Raw genomic sequence first — 17652 nt, forward strand, 5'->3', positions numbered from 1 at the left:
CGCTAATTTAGTCTGGTCAACACCCGCCCCCCGACGACCGGCCGCGCCGGAGCGGCCCCGGCGCGCCCGGCCCCCCCCCCCCCCCCCCCCCCCCCCAGCGAGCCGAGCCCGCCGGATAGTTCTGGTTTCCTGCGATCCGGCAGCGTTGGCCCGTGATGTGGCCGCGATGGTGGAGTCCGGGCGAAGCGTGGAATCCATGCGCGCCGTCGACCTCTTCCCCAATACCCACCACTTCGAAGTGGTGACAGCGCTGCGCTAAGAGCGCACCGCTGCGGCAATCCAGGCCGCGGTATTTTCCACCTGCCAGGGGCGCGCCCCCAGCTCGGCCATCGCATCACCAATGGCGGGGCCGGTGCGCGCCACCCTGCGGCGCAAAAGGCGCGCCAGCTCACGCTGCACGGCCGGTTTGAGAAGTACATCGTGGCGGATTCCCAGCTCCGCTGCGCGTTCCTGAACCGCGCTGCGCACGTGGTCAAGTAGATGCGGGATTCCACGTTCGGCGCGCCGGGAGGGGCGGGCCGGGGCGGGTTCGGGAAGTTCAGAGCTCGGCAGTGCCCAGGCCTGGGCCACCGCCTGCCACAGCGCCGGCGCCAAATACTGTTTGCCCCCGCTGCGCAGCGGCCGCGCGGTACGCACATCGGCCAGGGAGCGCGGGCGGCGCCGCGCGAGGGCCGCGATATCGGCGCGGGAAAGTACCAGATCCGGGGCGGTATCGGTGGTTTGCGCGATACGATCCCGTGCCTGCCACAAGGCCCGCACCAGGGCGAGATCACGCCGGGAAGAAAAATCTTGGCGATGGGTGGCGCGCCGCCACGGTTCTGCGGGAGCGGCTTTAGGAGGCCGGGTGCGGATCTCTTCAAATTCTTGGGCCGCCCACTCCAGGCGCCCGGCCCGCTCCAGGCGCTCGAGCTGCACGTGGCGCAGGGGAGCGAGCAATTCCACGTCAAGCGCGGCATAAGAACGCAGCTCATCGGCGAGCGGGCGCTCTGACCAATCCGCTTGCGAATGTTCTTTGGCGAGGAGCAGCCCTAAATTTTCCGCGAGCTGGGCCTGGAGGGAAATACGTTCATCACCCAAGAGCAACGCGGCTACTTCGGTATCAAAAAGTTTGCCCGGTCCCGGGCGTAAACCCAGGTCTCCCAGGGAGGGCAAATCCTGATCGGCAGCGTGCAAAATCCACACGGCATCGCCAAGAATCGCGGCCAGCTCGGGGTAGTACTCCTCATTCCCTACCGGATCGCATAGCAGTGTTCCCGAGCCCTCGCGGCGCAGTTGAATTAGGTAGGCCCGGGCCGAATAACGGATTCCCATGGCACGCTCCACATCCACCGCCACGGGGCCGCTGCCGCGCCGCAACCGTGCGAGTGCGGGGCGATAGGCGGGACCGGTGGTGAGCGGCGGGATACCTTCGCGCGGGGTATCCACATGGACCAGGGTGGGATCTTCGCTCCAGCGAATAGAAGAAGACGTCATAACCTCACAACTGCATCAGACTAGGGGCCGCGGTTAATACTAGCGGGCCTGCGCAGGCGCGGGGTGGCCACGCGCAGGAGTGCCACCTCCTAGCGGGATCGCACCTAGCGAGCTGGCAGCGCCGTCGTTCCTTCCGGAGCTAGGCCGCAGGCCAGCGCAATAAAATCTGCCCAGGCGCGCACGTGGTGATAAAGATCGGGGCTGTTTGGCGTCCAGGAGGCCCGTAATTCCACTTCGGTCAAGGAGGAGGAGAGCTCCAGCCCGCCGAAGGTTTCGTTGTACATGCGAGTCACGGTGCCCACCAGGTGGTGGTAGTCAGCTCCGTGCGCATCCAAAGTATCGGCAAGCCACGCCCAGGCTACTTCGCCGAGCAGCGGATCGCCGGCCATGGCCGCATCCATCGGCGCCCCCATATGGCATACGATCCGGAAAGTTCCGTGCCAGGCCTCCTGGCCGGCCGGGTCATGAAGCACCACGAAGCGGGCTCCGCCGCGGTAGTTATCCGGTTCCATCGCTGTCGAATCGTTAATCTCAGCTTGAAGCGCAACGGCCCACGGGGCTATACGCTTGGGCGGCGGTATCTGCACGATGTGCAGCTCGGGACGAAACTCGTGCCCGCGCAGGCTATCAAGCGCGGTGAGAAAGTCCTCGGGTGCATGAATCTGAGACACGCTAGTTACCGTAATGCGCCGGTGCACGGGTTTTAGCCAGGCGCGCCGCGCGGGTAGGATGGCGGCATGTCTACACTCTCGCTGTCGCGGATCGATGACACCACCTACCTGGACCTGGCTGCCGGCCACGGCTTGCCCCTTGAGCAGCTACCCGCCTGGGACCGCTACGAGGATGCTCTGCCCGGCCACGCACCTTTCGGGCGTTTCCTGTGGCGTGATAGCGCAGGTGCGCCGCGTGCTCTTATTTCTCTCACCCGGATGGAAGGGCGCGGTTTTACTTACCTGTGGGCGAAAAAGGGCCCGGTCTGGTTGGGGGAACGGCCCACGGCCGGCGAAGAACTGGAGTTTCGAACCGCGCTGGCGCAGCTGGTGCGGCGTGCGGACCGCGGTCTCGCTTTTATGAGGATTCACGCCTGGCACCGGGCTCCGGATCTGCACGAATTACTGCAGACGGTTACCTATGATCGCACCGTGGTGGTCGACGTCGCACGCCCGGATGCGGAGATCCGGGCGAATTTCTCCAAGTCGGGGCGTCGTCAGGCACGTAAAGCCGAGGCAGAAGGCCTGGAATTTTGTGACGAAACGGAGCGGGCCCGGGAAGTATTCCCGGAGCTGTACGCCATCCTCACCGAAACGGCTACCCGTGATGATTTCGGGGCGGCACCGATGAGCCAGTACGTGACGATGCTGGAATCTCTGGGCCCGGATCACGCCCGGTTATTCGTGGCGCGCGCGGAGGGCCGGGCACTAGCTTGGCAGATTGTGCTCGCCACCGATGATCTTGGGGAGGCCTATTACGGGGCGACCAACGCGGAGGCCCGCCAGCGCCACGCTTCTATGTTCATGGATATGCATACGATGACGTGGCTGCGGGAAACCGGGCGGAAATCTTATGATCTTATGGGGGTGCATTCGGAGCGCGCCCCGCAACTGGAAGGCGTGACCGGATACAAACAAAAGTTTGCCCCGGATTTCACCGAGGTGGCCGGGGCCTGGGATGTTCCGCTGCGCCCGCGCTACTACCGGGCACTCAAGTTAGCCCTGCACGCGAAGCGCGCCGTCGCGCGCACGGTGCGTGCCGCGCGCGAACGTCTGGGGCGCAGCAGGTAGGCAAAGCTTCCTTAGCGCGAGTCGCGTTTCGGGACTAGGTATTGTGGGGGCTGAGAACCGCGAAGCCAGGACCGGAAAAATCAACGTAGGATTCGGCCACGGTAACGCTGCCCCAGGTGAGGAGCATATGCAGCTGCCCTGCCTCGGGTGGTAGCTGCACCCGGGTAGGAAGCGCGGTTTCCGTGGCCGGTGTGCGGGTCGGTGTTTCGCCGGGGAGCGGGGAGGTCGCTGCCCCTACATGGAAAACCACGAAGCTGGCTCCACGCCGGTAATATCCCGCTTCGCCCAGGCGCACGATCTCCGAATCCTCCCGGTGCGGGGAAGCGAAATCTGGGTGCTCACGCCGCAGCCGCACTAGCTTCCGGGTCACTTCGAGATAACGAGCGTGGGAAGGTTCTTCTAATTCTGCCCAGTTCAGGTGCGACCGGGTGAAAGTGGAAAGCGCTTGGGGCGGGGGAATTTTACCGGCGTGTTCACCCCAATCCCAGTCGCGAAATTCCGCAATCCGCCCCGCGTCCACACGTTCTCCCAGCTCCGGAGTGTGATCGGTGAAGAACTGGAAAGGCGCGGAAGCACTCCACTCCTGGCCCATAAAAAGGAGGGGTGTGAAGGGGGAGAGCAGCATGAGCGCGTCGGCAACGAGGGCGCGTTCCGCGCTCAGAGTATGGGAGCGGCGGTCTCCCAGTGCGCGGTTACCCACCTGGTCGTGATTTTCGGTATAGACGAGGAAACGGCGCGAATCAAGCGTATCGGGCACCGGAGAACCCCAGTTCCGCTTCCGGAACGTAGAGAAATTACCGTCGTGCACGAAAACGTGCCGCATGGCCTTCTCCAGGGCTCCGGGTAACGCAAAATCTCCGTAATAGGCGAAATTCTCCCCGGTTGTATAGGTGTGCAGGGCATGGTGAATATCATCAGCCCATTGCATATCCATACCGTAGCCACCCGCACGGGTGGGGCGCAGCATCGCCACATCATTGAGGTCCGATTCCGCCACGAGTGCGATACGCCGCCCGCTCTCCGCGGCGAAAGCCGCGGCGGCGTCGGATAATTCCGCGAGGATGTGGTGATCGGAACTGTCCCAGATCGCGTGGACGGCGTCAAGCCTAAAAATATCCACGTGGTAGTCACGGGCCCACTGGAGCATATTGTCGATAAAATAACGCCGCACCGGGCCGGAATCCGGGCCGTCCACGTTTACCCCCGGGCCCCAGGTGGAAGCATAGCGATCCGTGGTGTAGGGGCCGAACTCCGCCAGAAAATTCCCGTCCGGTCCGAAATGGTTGTAGACCACGTCCAGGCACACCGCCAGTCCGGTGCGGTGCGCGGCCTCGACGAAACGTGCGAAACCCGCCGGGCCGCCATAGTTTTCGGTGACCGCATAGATATCCACGCCGTCGTAGCCCCAATTGCGGGTGCCGGGTACCGGGCAAATCGGCATGACCTCGACGATATCCACTCCGAGGTCGCGCAGATACCCGAATTTCTGCGCCGCAGCATCGAACGTGCCTTCCGGGGTGAAGGTGCCGATATGCAGTTCGTAAAACACTTTGCCGAGCGGATCAATACCGGGGAAAGGCGAAAATTCGAAAGCGTCGAGATCAACAATTTCGGAGGGGCCCATGACCCCTTCGGGTTGGCGCCGGGTGCGCGGATCAGGCAGCCCCATTCCTCCGTCCAGACTGATGCGGTAGCGGGTTCCGGCCGGGAGGGGAGTATCGAGGATCCACCATCCCGGTCCGCTAGCTAGAGCAGCGCCGTCGCGCCCAGAGCGAGCTGCCGCAATATCCGCGGCGGTGACCGGACGGAAGGGGAGGCGCTCCCCGTCTACCAGGGCCTCGACTCTCGTGCGCCCCGGTGCCCACACGCTCAGCGGTTCCATTACTCGGTGCTCCCTCCTGCGTCGCACCCTGCGTTGCCCCCGGCGTTCCCTCCGGCCTTCGCTCCAGTAGGTGATTCAGTGCTCGCTTGAGCGCGGCCTGCCGCATTCGCGCCGTCGGATCCGCAGGCATCAGCACGAACGTACACTGCCACCGGCAGATTCGCGCAGGCATCGCGAACAAGGAGCTGGGGCCCTTCAATCTCACCTTCCTCCAGAACGCTGCGCCACCGCCCGGGCGGGAGCACGATATGCGCATCGCCCCAGCCGCCGGCCACCTCCTGGCGGTGCGCGAGGCGCGAGACCACCACGATCACATCCGGCTCCCCATCCAGGGTGCGGGTAAAAGCAAAAATATTTCCGGTGGTGGCAGCCAGCGGCTCGTAGCCCGAACGCAGCGAAACAAAAGTATCCGGGCGGTCCCGGCGCAGGCGCAGGAGGCGCGAGGTCACCCACATTTTCTCTTCATCCACGCTTGCCTGCGCGGGGAGCGCACCCGCGCTATCCAGCTGCTCGAGCATGCTGGCAAGCCGCCGGTAATTCACCGGGCGGCGGTTATCGGGATCCACCAGCAGATTGCGGGTGATTTCCTCTCCCTGGTAGGTATCGGGCACCCCGATCAGCGTGAGGGCCAGAACCTTCGCGGCGAGGATACGCGCGCGGCGTGCCGGGCGGGTATGTTCCCACCAAGCCGTGAGCTCCACCACCGATTCCGGGGTGGAAATAACCGAGCGCGCATAGGCAAAAAGCCCGGTTTCCAGTGCTTCATCCGGTTCGGTCCACGTGGTCCACGATTTTTGTTCGCGGGCGGCCTTGCGTAGGTAATCAATGAGGCGATCAGCTTCGATAGGCCCGTTATCCGTCCAGGTTCCCATAATTGTTTGCCACATGAGGTTCTCGATCTGGCCATCGAGTTCCGCGGGGCGGGAGGCAGCGTGCCGTTCGCGCAGCCGTTCCAGGAGTTCCAGCCATTCGGTGGGGTAATCGGCCAAGGTGGCAATAGCGGCGCGAGTATCTTCCCCGCGTTTCGTATCATGGGTGGTGAGCGTGGTCATCATCACGGGCCAATCGGCCATCATCTGCCGGGTCCAGGTGTGGAGTTCATCGGGGGTGAGCGATGCACGCAACGGATCGGATCCCACCTCCGTTGCCGAAGTGAGCGCGGTATACCGATAAAAAGCGGTGTCTTCCACACCTTTGGCCATGACCGCGCCGCATACCTGCTGGAATCGGATAATCGCTTCATTACGGGAAGCGTCATGGCGTTTCGTTGCCGAACCGATTTCCCGCCCGAGCAAAATATCAACAACAACGTCCAGGGTTTCGCACCGATCTTCGGAGAGCAGGCCCCGGGCCCGTTCGGCGGCCTCGAGCAGCGCAGTTTCAGCGCTGGCATGCGCTTTCTCCCCGGGAACCACGTAGGCCCGATACCTATCCATGGAGATGACGAGCGCGGACACCGCATCATACAAAGAGCGCTGGGAATGGTCCCGCAAGCGCAGATCATCGCGGCATACTTCCGCCATGAGCCGCGCCATCCGCTCCACTTCCGCCTGGAGGGAGGAATGCATAATCTGGCTTTTCGCCTCGCGCTCCAGAACCGGATACGGCTGGGTGGTATGGGATAGGTGCACGAAATTCGCGGTGAGGGCACGCACCCCCTCAGGGTCGGTCAGTAGCGCCCCGATACGCCACGAAGCCTCATACCCGGTACACCCCGCGCACTTCCAATCCGAAGGCAACTTTTCGCTGCCCTCCAGGATTTTCTCCGCCACGATCCACGCCCCGCCGGTTGCCTCGTACAGGCGCTCCATATACTGGCGCGGATCGGCGAGCCCATCGGGATGATCGATACGGAATGCATCAATAAAACCGGCGTGGAAGAGCTCCAGCAGCAGCGCGTGGGAGGCGTGAAATACCTCAGGATCCTCTACCCGAATCCCCGCGAGGGTATCCACATCAAAAAATCGGCGGTAATTGAGTTCTTCTTCAGCTACTCGCCAATAGGCGAGCCGATAGTACTGGCGTTGCAGCAGTTCTGCCAGCGGTAGAAATTCGGTGCCTTTCCGGACCGGGAAAACGTGGTCATAGTAGCGCAGTACCGGAACTTCGCCGTCGTCCTCATAACCTGGTACGACGACGTGATCGAGCGCAATTGCCTCCCGGGCGAGTGCCGTACCCACCCGTTCGCCCAGCACCGGGATGAGGATCCCATCGTCGCTGGACTCCACGTCAATATCGAACCAGGAAGCGTAGGGCGACTCGGGCCCATCGCGCAGCAGGGACCACATGGCCCGATTGAGGTAGAGCGGGGTGGGCATCGCCATATGGTTGGGAACCACATCAACGATGATGCCGAGGCCAGCAGCGTGCGCCGCATTCGCAAAAGCCTCAAAACCGTCCCGCCCACCCATTGGCTCGGAAATCCGGGTGTGATCAACTACGTCATAGCCGTGCGTGGATCCCGGGGCTGCCTGGAGGATGGGGGAGCAGTACACATCGGTAATCCCGAGCTGCACGAGGTAGGGGAGCAGGGCGGTGGCATCCGCGAAGGTGAAATGGGGACCGAGTTGCAGTCGATACGTGGACACGGGTTGGCGCTGCCCGGCGCCGGGTACGTGGGAACGTAGAGCTGGAATACTGGAGGTATCAGTGATTGCGGTCATACTTTCGAGCTTAGCGCACGGTCGGCGTAGTTTTCTGAGCACCGGCCAGGGCATCATCGATATCTTCCTCGGAGGGCTCATGCACGAAAACGCGCATCGAACGCCCGATCAGACTGGTGGTATCCCCGGAAGCGAAAATCAGCTGGGGATTCACCTCCGCCGCGGTATTAACCACCTCTGTCCATTCGCGGGCGTATTCGCCGCCGGGGATAGCGAACTCAACTTCGTCGTCGCCCGCATTGAACATGAGGAGGACATCATCATCAATAATTGGGTTGCCGCGCTCATCAGGTTCGCGGATGCCAGCGCCGTTGAGGAAAACCATCAGGGCACGCGCGAAACCGGAATCCCAATCGGAATCTTCCATCTGGCTGGAATCGGGGCGGAACCATTCGATTTCCGGCAGGCAACCTTCGCATACAGGATTGAAACCGGAAACGAAACGCCGGCGCCGGAAGACCGGGTGGTTCTTGCGGAAAGCAATCGCTGCCCGCGTGAATTGCAAAATATCCATCTGGCGGTCATCGAGATCCCAATCCATCCAGGCGATCTCATTGTCCTGGCAGTAGGTGTTGTTATTACCGCCCTGGGTGCGCCCAATTTCATCACCGTGGGAAATCATTGGCACGCCTTGAGAAAGTAGCAGGGTGGAGATGAAATTACGAATTTGGCGTTCGCGCAGATCGAGAATATCGGGATTGTCCGTGGGGCCTTCTTCCCCGCAATTCCAGGAGCGATTATTAGATTCTCCATCCGCGTTGTTCTCACCGTTGGCTTCATTGTGTTTCTCGTTATAGGAAACTAGATCGCGCATGGTGAAACCATCGTGCGCGGTCACGAAATTAATGGAGGCGAAGGGGCGACGCCCGGAGGATTCATACAGGTCCGCGCTGCCCGTCAGGCGCGAGGCGAATTCCGGAAGGGCAGCGGGTTCCCCGCGCCAGAAATCACGCACGGTATCACGGTATTTGCCGTTCCATTCTGTCCACAGCGGGGGGAATCCACCCACCTGGTAGCCACCTTCGCCCACATCCCAGGGTTCGGCAATGAGTTTGACCTGGGAAATGATGGGATCCTGCTGGATGATGTCAAAGAAGGAGGAGAGCTTATCCACTGCGTGAAGTTCCCGGGCCAGAGTGGAGGCTAAATCGAAACGGAAACCATCCACGTGCATCTCCGTCACCCAGTACCGCAGTGAATCCATAATCAGTTGGAGGGTGTGCGGGGAGGTCATATTCAGGGAGTTCCCGGTCCCGGTGGTATCGAAATAGTGCCGTGGGTCATCGGGAACTAGGCGGTAGTAGGACCGGTTATCGATACCTTTGAAAGATAGGGTGGGGCCCATGTGGTTCCCTTCCGCGGTGTGGTTGTAGACCACGTCAAGGATGACCTCAATATCGGCTTCGTGAAAAGCTTTGACCATGGCCTTAAACTCATCGACCTGCTCCCCGCGCGAGCGGGTGGCGTAGCCATCATGGGGCGCAAAGAAGCCGATGGTGTTATAACCCCAGTAATTGCTCAGCCCTCGATCCTGGAGCGAGGTGTCATTGATAAATTGGTGCACCGGCATAAGCTCAATAGCTGTCACCCCCAGGGAAGTGAAGTAATCAAGAACGGGTGGGTGAGTGAGGCCCTGGTAGGTACCGCGTAATTCTTCGGGAACGTCCGGGTGGCGCTGGGTGAAGCCCTTCACGTGCGTTTCATAAATAATGGTCTCGTTATATTCGTGCTTGGGCGGGCGGTCATAACCCCAATCGAAATAGGGACTGATGACCACGGAGACCGGCACGTGGCCTAGCGAATCCAAGGTGCACGGTTGCGAAGGGTCGTTGAAGTCGTAGGAAAAGACTTCCTGAGCATTGGTGATATTGCCTTCGATAGCTTTGGCGTAGGGATCCAGGAGGAACTTGGAAGGATCGCAACGCAGGCCCTGGGCCGGATCGTAGGGGCCGTGCACGCGGTATCCGTAACGCTGCCCGGGCCGAATCGAGGTGAGGTAACAATGCCAGACATTGGCATCAACTTCCCGCAGTTCCACGCGGGTTTCCTTGTTGTTATCGTCAAGTAGGCAGAGTTCGATTTTCTCAGCCACGGAGGAGTAGATCGCGAAATTCGTGCCGGTGCCGTCGAAAGTAGCGCCCAGCGGATACGGGTGTCCAGGCCAAATTCTCATACCTGAGTATCTCATATGAAAGTGGGAATCTACTGAAAATCTAGCGAAACGGTGGGCGATACTGGGTTCGAACCAGTGACCTCTTCGGTGTGAACGAAGCGCTCTACCACTGAGCTAATCGCCCGGGCGACCGTAACGGCCCGTGCATCACGCAAGCTTATAGGGGGTGGGCGGAGAAACTCAAATTTAACTAACGTGGTGTGCACCTCACTGTCCCGGTTTGACCGGGTGCGCGGAATGTCGCTATAGTTTTTCGATGTCATCGACGTCGCCGCGGCGGTTCCCGCCACGGTATAGCCTGGCCGGCAGGTTTGGTTAGTGATTGTTGATGGGCATGCGGATGTAGCTCAGTTGGTAGAGCGCAACCTTGCCAAGGTTGAGGTCGCGGGTTCGAGCCCCGTCATCCGCTCGGATGTGAAGAAAGGCAAAGCGGCACACGTGCCCATACTCCTCTCACGTATCCAGACGGTGGGTTGGCCGAGAGGCGAGGCAACGGCCTGCAAAGCCGTGTACACGGGTTCGAATCCCGTACCCACCTCGCGGGGCGATTGGCGCAGCGGGAGCGCGCTTCCCTGACACGGAAGAGGTCACTGGTTCGATCCCAGTATCGCCCACCACTATTTCCTTGCAGCGCCATTTTGACCCGGCTCTCACGGTTGGGTAAGCTAGTGGCTCGCTGTGAAACAGTGCGGATGTAGCTCAGTTGGTAGAGCGCAACCTTGCCAAGGTTGAGGTCGCGGGTTCGAGCCCCGTCATCCGCTCGGGCGATTGGCGCAGCGGGAGCGCGCTTCCCTGACACGGAAGAGGTCACTGGTTCGATCCCAGTATCGCCCACTATATTTATTCACCGGGTTATCTAGACAAAATGGTTGCTAATGACGGCGTACCGTTCTTGGATCCTGCCCGGAACTGCCGTGAACTGTGTCCTGGAAACAAAGCGTGCGGGAGAGCGCCGTTTCAGGGCGGTTTCGTGTCCCTTACGCACACTCTGTGAGGGGTGATGTCCCGAACTTACACTCTGCCTCGCCGGACCGCTCGGTTGCCCCGCAGATCTGGAGTACCGCGCCGGCGAGGAAGGTATGTTTTTCCGGGATGTACTTCGCATGTACGACAAACGCAGTACAGCTCTGAAAACACATACCACCCCTGCAGATGCCGGTGTGACTATTGAAGCTTGTGAGGCCCATGAGGTTCTCGAGGGAAGCCGCGGGATCCACCCGAAATCAAAGCGCAACGGCAACTACGTTAAGAAATTGTTTTGATGTCGTGGAGTTGCATCATGTGGGGCCCGTTGTCGTCAGGTTGCTTTTTATTGGTGCCACCGCTCATATCATCCACGCTTGTCCATGTCGAGCGGGTGATCGCTACAGAGCCGGGTAACAGAATAGACAGGGAAGTAAATGACCAAAGTCCCGGGTGGCCGCCTCAAGCTGGAAGCAATCATGCCATGAGCGTAAAAGCGCGCAACCACGCGGGAAAATGGCGTCGTCGTGCGGAAAAAGCGGGTGAAAAAAGTGCCGCGCGCGGCGGTGTGTTAGGTCTTCCTGACTATATTTTCCGCTATAGAGCGGGTAGACCTATATACGTAAACGAAAGGATGGATCAATGGCCGAAAAAGTTGTTATCGATGCTCTTCAGCGCACGCTGACCGATCTTATTGACCTCTCCCTGCAGGCTAAGCAGTACCACTGGAATATTCAGGGTGCGCGTTTCCGTGCTCTGCACCTTGCTCTTGATGAAGTCGTATCCGTCACCCGCACTGACCTTGATGAGGTTGCCGAACGTATCGCAACCATCGGTGGTTTCCCGGATGGCCGGGCCGTGACCGTGGCCAAGGAAAGCGGTCTCGATGATGCGGGTACCGGTCCCTTCAATGTGGACGATGTTTATACCGTGATGGCAGAAAAGCTCTACGGAGCGTCCCGGCGTATTCAGAATGACCTGTCCAAGGTGGACGAAGCCGATCCGCTCAGCGGTGACCTACTCATCGGGGTCGCTCGCAACCTGGAGCTGCAGGGCTGGTTCATGAAGGCCTCCGCGGTCGAAAACTAAGTCACCTGCGTCATACTGACGCTCACATTTGTGACTCTGAGCGAAGGGGACCATCCCACTGATATGTGGGGTGTGTCCCCTCCGTTGTGTTTATAACGGGTGCGTGAGCGTCCCAGCACTCTACCCGCGGTATGCGTGAGCTGTATCCCCTTCCGGGCCCCGGTGGTGATGCCCCGCGGGCGTGGCCGGAGTGAAACAGGTATCCTGGTGGGCGGGCATCCCCGGTCTGGATGCCGTGAAAAATAGAACTAAGGAGAAAACTATGCCCGCACGTCTATCCGTGGACGGCACCCTCGTCACCCTTGACGAACCGTGCCCGGGAACCGCCTATTTCGCCGCGGATCGCGCGATTATCGCCCTGAAAGTCAACGGGGAACTCAAGGATTTGGCCACGGATTTGACCACGCTGGACGGCGCCGAAGTGGAACCGGTGCGCATTGATTCCCCGGACGGGCTCAATATTCTCCGCCATTCCGCCACCCACGTGCTGGCCCAGGCTGTCCAGCAGATCTACCCGGATGCCAATCTGGGTATCGGTCCTTTTATTGAGGATGGCTTCTACTACGATTTCGGCAATATTGACCCGGTTACTCCGGAGATGCTGAAAGAACTCGAAAAGCGCATGAAGCGCATCGTTAAGGAAAATCAGCGTTTCGTGCGGCGCGAAGTCACCGAAGAAGAGGCGCGCCAGGAAGAAGCCTCCCAGCCCTATAAACTTGAGCTCATCACCACCAAGGGTCACGATGCGGATGGCGCCAGCGTAGAAGTGGGCCATGGCGGGCTCACCATGTACGACAATGTCAATCGCCACGGCGATGTGGTGTGGACCGATCTATGCCGCGGGCCCCACCTGCCTTCCACCAAGTTTATCGGCAATGGTTTTGCGCTCACCCGCGCTTCGGCCGCCTACTGGAAGGGGGATCAGAATAACGATCATCTCCAGCGCATCTACGGCACCGCGTGGCCGAGTAAAGAAGAACTGGATGCCTACCAGACCCGTATTGCGGAAGCCCAACGCCGGGACCACCGCCGGCTGGGAACCGAATTAGATCTTTTCTCCTTCCCCGATGAAATTGGCTCCGGGCTCCCGGTCTTCCACCCCAAGGGCGGCATTATCCGCATGGAAATGGAAAACTATTCTCGCCAGCGCCATATCGAAGCCGGTTACGATTTCGTCAATACTCCGCATATCACCAAAGGCCAGCTCTTCCAGACCTCCGGGCATCTGTCCTGGTACAAGGATGGTATGTTCCCGGCCATGCGGGTGGATGAGGATCAGGATTACTACCTCAAGCCGATGAACTGCCCCATGCACTCCCTTATTTATAAGGCGCGGGGGCGTTCCTACCGCGATCTCCCGCTGCGGCTCTTCGAATTCGGAACGGTGTATCGTTACGAAAAGTCCGGCGTTATCCACGGTCTCACCCGCGCCCGCGGTTTCACCCAGGACGATGCCCATATTTACACCACCCGCGAGCAGATGCGCGAGGAGCTCTCCTCACTGCTCACCTTTGTGCTGTCCCTCCTCAAGGACTACGGTCTCAACGATTTCTACCTGGAGCTATCCACGAAGGACCCCAAGAAGTTCATCGGGGATGACGACCTCTGGGAAGAAGCCACCCGCACCCTGGAAGAAGTGGCGCTATCCTCCGGTCTCGAGCTGGTGCCCGATCCGGAAGGAGCGGCCTTCTACGGCCCCAAGATTTCGGTGCAGGCACGTGATGCCATCGGACGTACCTGGCAGATGTCCACGATCCAGCTTGACTTCAACCTCCCGGAGCGTTTCGGCCTGGAATACACCGCGCCGGACGGCTCTCGCCAGCGCCCGGTCATGATCCACCGGGCCCTCTTCGGTTCCATCGAACGCTTCCTGGGTGTGTTGGTCGAGCACTACGCCGGGGCTTTTCCCGCCTGGCTCGCTCCCGTGCAGGTGCGCCTGGTGCCGGTGGCCGAAACCTTCAACGACTACTGCGAAGATATCGCCCGGCGCCTGCGTGAACAGCATATTCGCGCCGAAGTTGATACGTCCGATGATCGCTTCGGCAAGAAGATTCGGAACGCCGCGAAGGAGAAGATCCCCTTCACCCTCATTGCCGGTGGGGACGACGTCGATGCCGGTGCCGTGTCCTTCCGTTTCCGCGACGGCGAGCAGCATAACGGGGTTGCTATTGACGAAGCGATCGCGCATATCGTGGATGTGGTACGACGGCGCGCTAATGAGCCGGAAGCGGAGAAGTTCTAATGCTCTCCCGGAGCGGGCGGCCTCTGGCCCAGGCAATTTTCGGTCCCATTGCGCGCCTGTGCGTGCGCGCGGGGATCAGCGCCGACGCGGTGACGATCACCGGAACCGTGGCGGTGGTGGCCTGCGCGCTCATCCTCTATCCCCTCGGGCACCCCGTGTGGGCCTCCTGGATTATCGGTATCACCGTGATTTTCGACAGTCTTGACGGCCAAATTGCGAGGTTGACCGGAACCGCGTCCCGCTGGGGTGCCTTCCTGGACTCCACCCTGGACCGCCTGGCAGATTCCGCGATATTCTGCGGTATTCTCCTGTGGATCACGCGTTGGAGCATCGGGGCGACGGCCGGGCTCACCGACTGGCTGGCTCTGGCCTGCCTGGCGGCCCTCCCGGCCGCGCTGTGCACCTCCTACGCGCGCGCCCGCGCCGAAGCAGTGGGATTCACCGCGAATGTGGGGATCAGTGAACGCGCGGACCGGCTGGTTATCGTGCTGCTCGGGGCGCTGATTACCGGCTACGGGGCCAGTGCATGGGTGCTGCTGGTGGCTCTCGGTTATCTCGCGGTAGCCGGGTGGATCACGGTGGCCCAGCGCATGGTAACGGTCTACCGGCAGTCCCGCGCGGAGCACGGTGCTGGTGAGCGGGTCGGCCAGGGGAGCGGCCAGTGAATCTCGGCAATCTTCTTTTCCGTGCCACCGGGGCGGTGGCCCGGCTCCCCGAACCGGTGGGCCGCGGTCTCTTTGCCGCGGTCGGGACGGTCGCCGGAGCTCTGCCGCTGCGCGGAGCCCAGCAATTGCGCCGCAACCTCGCGCGGATACGCCCAGATGTGCGCGGCAGGGATGCCCGCCGGCTCAATCGCGCCGCCATGCGTTCCTATATGCGCTACTATTACGAAGCCCTGCGGCTGGGAAATTGGGAAGCCGACGACTTAGCGGCGCGGGTCATCGAGGACGGTCTCGATTCCGCTCGCGCGGAATTTGCCCGCGGCCATGCCCTCATCGGGGCGCTCATGCACATGGGCAATTGGGATATGGCCGGGGCGTGGTCGCGCTATTTCCTCGCACCTGTGCACACCCTGGTAGAAAAATTAGAACCCGCCGAGGTTTTCGAGCGCTTCGTGCGCCTGCGTGAAAATATTGGGATGGTTATCTATCCCGTGGTCAAAGGCGGTGGGGCGATTCACCGTCTCGCGGAGGATACCCGCCAGGCACCCATTCTCGCCCCGGTTCTGGCTGATCGTGATCTCACCGCCTCCGGTGTGGAAGTGGAATTCTTTGGGGAGAGTATGCTCGCCGCTGCCGGACCGGCGATCCTTGCCATAGATACCGGCTGCGCCGTCGTTCCTATTTTCTCCTACTACGTGAAAAGGGAACGTACCCGGGAAGTGCCCACCCGATGGCGGATGGTGTTGCGCAGCGGCGCACCCATCCGCGCGCGAGTGGACGCCGCGGCTTCCCCGCGCGAACGCCACGCAGAAATCGAGCGAATCACCCAGGAATGGATCACAGCTTTTGAAGGCGTGCTGGCTGAGCACCCTGAGGACTGGCATATGCTCCAGCCTGTTTTTGTCGCCGATTTGGACGGTGAACGCTATCGCACCAACCGTGAGAAAGCCGCCCGGGAACTTGCGTGCCGCCAAGCAGAGTACGACGCGAAGGAAGGAACGCCGTGAACATCGGGATTGCCTGCCCTTATTCGTGGGACGTGCCCGGGGGAGTGGGATTCCACATCCGGGATCTAGCCGAGGAGCTCATCGCCCGCGGACACAGTGTTTCGGTGATCGCCCCGAGTGAAGAAAACGAGGCGCTGCCCGATTACGTGGTACCGGTGGGAGCCTCCGTGGCGATTCCCTATAACGGTTCGGTAGCGCGCCTCTCCTTCGGTCCGCGAGTCAATCGGGCGGTACGCCGCTGGCTGCGGGAAGGGAATTTCGATGTGCTCCACGTGCACGAACCTTTCGTTCCTTCCGTTTCTATGCTTGCCCTCATGAGTGCGGAATGCCCGGTCGTCTCCACCCACCACACCGCCATGGACCGTTCCCGGGCCTTCGACCTCTTTTCTCCGGTGCTGCGCCCCATCCTGGAAAAGATCCAGGCGCGTATCGCGGTTTCCCAAGAAGCACGCCGTACCACGGTGCAGTATTTAGGTGGAGACGCTTTTATTATTCCCAATGGCGTATATACCGCCGATTTCGAAGTACCGCGTGATGCCCGCTTCACCGGCACGCCCGACTCGCCCACTTTCGGATTCCTCGGCCGTCTGGATGAGCCTCGCAAGGGTCTGCCGGTGCTGGCCGCTGCCGCCCCGCTCATCCTGCGCGACTACCCGCAGGCGCGCTTCTTCGTGGCCGGAAAAGGCGATGAGGGGGCAGCGCGGGAACTCTTCGGGGAGGCGGCCGCACGGGTGACGTTCCTCGGTCCCGTCAGCGATCCCGATAAAGCCGCCATGCTCGCCAGTGTGGACCTTTACGTAGCCCCCAATACCGGGGGTGAATCCTTCGGAATTATTCTTATCGAAGCAATGAGCGCGGGTGGTTTTGTGCTCGCCTCGGATATTCCCGCTTTTCGCGCGGTGTTGGGCGGGGGAACCTTCGGGGACCACTTCGCCAATGAAGACCCGGAGGATCTGGCCCGGGTGGCCGTGGCGGCTTTGCGTGATCCGCAACGCCGGGCTCGGGTGGCGCAGGCCGGCCAGGCCGAAGCCCAGCGTTACGACTGGTCCACTGTTGCCTCTCAAGTTTTTGCCGTCTATGAAACTGCGGTCCGCACCGCCCAGATGGAGGTAGAGCAGTGAATATATGGTGGTGGCTTGCCCTCGTCGCCGGCGTGGTGCTTCTCCTTCTCGGTCTGAGCGCGGTGGTGGCGGCCCGTCGCCTTGATCGCCTCCATACCACCCTCCTGAAATCGCGCCGCGCGGTGGAACAGGCGCTCGCCGCCCGCGCCCGCACCGCCTACGATATGGCTATGTCCGGGGAATTGGATATGGCCGGGGCTCTTATCCTCACCGATAGTGCCCAGCGGGTGCTCTCCGCCTCCATGCTTCCGGTGGTGGCGGACGGATTGGAAGCCTTACCCGGTGATATGCGCGATGATCTTCCCGATCCGGCCGTGGCAGCCCGCGAACGGCGCGCGGTGGAATCCGAGCTTTCCCGCGCCCTGCGACTCACCGTGGATGAGCTGGACCCGAACGATATCACCGATGCAGCCGCCCGTGAATTTTACCGGCGCCTCGAACGTGCCCGCCTCGATGTGCGCATGACACGCTCCTTCCATAATTCGCATGTGGACCAGGCTCGCCGGGTACGCAATTCCCGGATTCTCTCCATTTTTCCCATCGCCGGGCACGCCCCGGTCCCACAAACCATCGATATTGACGATGAGTAAGAGTTC

The 17652-nt window shown here is 61.2% G+C and carries 12 protein-coding genes and 6 tRNA genes; 12 read left to right on the plus strand and 6 right to left on the minus strand.

Annotated features, from left to right (window positions below; all coding sequences use genetic code 11):
* Positions 1–255: 255 nt before the first annotated feature.
* Both PWJ82_RS05560 and PWJ82_RS05565 read right to left on the minus strand, forming a co-directional pair.
* Positions 256–1473: an HRDC domain-containing protein gene (locus PWJ82_RS05560; RefSeq protein ID WP_274735723.1), complete on the minus strand. Its 1218-nt coding sequence runs from the start codon at positions 1471–1473 to the stop codon at positions 256–258.
* Between the two features lie 104 nt (positions 1474–1577).
* Complete coding sequence (locus tag PWJ82_RS05565) at positions 1578–2144, minus strand: DUF3000 domain-containing protein (protein WP_274735724.1); 567 nt, start codon at positions 2142–2144, stop codon at positions 1578–1580.
* 66 nt (positions 2145–2210) lie between these two features.
* On the opposite strand from PWJ82_RS05565, the gene PWJ82_RS05570 reads away from it, so the two are divergent.
* Complete coding sequence (locus PWJ82_RS05570) at positions 2211–3254, plus strand: lipid II:glycine glycyltransferase FemX (RefSeq protein WP_274735726.1); 1044 nt, start codon at positions 2211–2213, stop codon at positions 3252–3254.
* Between the two features lie 34 nt (positions 3255–3288).
* Here PWJ82_RS05570 and treZ read toward each other — a convergent pair whose 3' ends face one another.
* The 4 genes from treZ to PWJ82_RS05590 form a co-directional block, all read right to left on the minus strand.
* Positions 3289–5136 carry a malto-oligosyltrehalose trehalohydrolase gene (treZ, locus tag PWJ82_RS05575; protein ID WP_274735728.1) on the minus strand — a complete coding sequence of 616 codons (1848 nt, stop codon included), beginning with the start codon at positions 5134–5136 and terminating at the stop codon, positions 3289–3291.
* Complete coding sequence (gene treY, locus PWJ82_RS05580) at positions 5136–7799, minus strand: malto-oligosyltrehalose synthase (protein WP_274735729.1); 2664 nt, start codon at positions 7797–7799, stop codon at positions 5136–5138. The genes treZ and treY overlap by 1 nt, the downstream gene beginning before the upstream one ends.
* Positions 7800–7809: 10 nt before the next feature.
* Positions 7810–9972 carry a glycogen debranching protein GlgX gene (gene glgX / locus PWJ82_RS05585; protein WP_016442661.1) on the minus strand — a complete coding sequence of 721 codons (2163 nt, stop codon included), beginning with the start codon at positions 9970–9972 and terminating at the stop codon, positions 7810–7812.
* A 52-nt stretch (positions 9973–10024) separates the two neighbouring features.
* A tRNA-Val gene (locus PWJ82_RS05590) sits at positions 10025–10096 on the minus strand.
* Between the two features lie 212 nt (positions 10097–10308).
* On the opposite strand from PWJ82_RS05590, the gene PWJ82_RS05595 reads away from it, so the two are divergent.
* The 11 genes from PWJ82_RS05595 (at position 10309) to PWJ82_RS05645 (ending at position 17646) form a co-directional block, all read left to right on the plus strand.
* Positions 10309–10381: transfer RNA gene (locus PWJ82_RS05595), tRNA-Gly, on the plus strand.
* 58 nt (positions 10382–10439) lie between these two features.
* Positions 10440–10510, plus strand: a tRNA-Cys gene (locus tag PWJ82_RS05600).
* A 4-nt stretch (positions 10511–10514) separates the two neighbouring features.
* Positions 10515–10589 (plus strand) — tRNA-Val (locus PWJ82_RS05605).
* Positions 10590–10660: 71 nt separating this feature from the next.
* Positions 10661–10733 (plus strand) — tRNA-Gly (locus tag PWJ82_RS05610).
* Position 10734: 1 nt separating this feature from the next.
* A tRNA-Val gene (locus PWJ82_RS05615) sits at positions 10735–10806 on the plus strand.
* 771 nt (positions 10807–11577) lie between these two features.
* The gene (locus PWJ82_RS05620; RefSeq protein WP_016442663.1) at positions 11578–12024 is read left to right on the plus strand and encodes a Dps family protein; all 447 of its coding nucleotides are present in this window, start codon (positions 11578–11580) and stop codon (positions 12022–12024) included.
* Positions 12025–12286: 262 nt separating this feature from the next.
* Complete coding sequence (thrS, locus tag PWJ82_RS05625; protein WP_274735731.1) at positions 12287–14266, plus strand: threonine--tRNA ligase; 1980 nt, start codon at positions 12287–12289, stop codon at positions 14264–14266.
* Positions 14266–14931: a phosphatidylinositol phosphate synthase gene (gene pgsA / locus PWJ82_RS05630; RefSeq protein ID WP_274735734.1), complete on the plus strand. Its 666-nt coding sequence runs from the start codon at positions 14266–14268 to the stop codon at positions 14929–14931. The genes thrS and pgsA overlap by 1 nt, the downstream gene beginning before the upstream one ends.
* Positions 14928–15935, plus strand: a complete 1008-nt coding sequence (locus PWJ82_RS05635) for a phosphatidylinositol mannoside acyltransferase (RefSeq protein ID WP_274735735.1) — start codon at positions 14928–14930, stop codon at positions 15933–15935. Before pgsA ends, PWJ82_RS05635 begins: the two co-directional genes overlap by 4 nt.
* Positions 15932–17056 carry a glycosyltransferase family 4 protein gene (locus PWJ82_RS05640; RefSeq protein WP_274735736.1) on the plus strand — a complete coding sequence of 375 codons (1125 nt, stop codon included), beginning with the start codon at positions 15932–15934 and terminating at the stop codon, positions 17054–17056. The genes PWJ82_RS05635 and PWJ82_RS05640 overlap by 4 nt, the downstream gene beginning before the upstream one ends.
* Positions 17053–17646: a hypothetical protein gene (locus tag PWJ82_RS05645; RefSeq protein ID WP_016442668.1), complete on the plus strand. Its 594-nt coding sequence runs from the start codon at positions 17053–17055 to the stop codon at positions 17644–17646. Before PWJ82_RS05640 ends, PWJ82_RS05645 begins: the two co-directional genes overlap by 4 nt.
* Positions 17647–17652: the final 6 nt, after the last annotated feature.

This window comes from Actinotignum schaalii, from assembly GCF_028864145.1.
Taxonomy (GTDB): domain Bacteria; phylum Actinomycetota; class Actinomycetes; order Actinomycetales; family Actinomycetaceae; genus Actinotignum; species Actinotignum schaalii_B.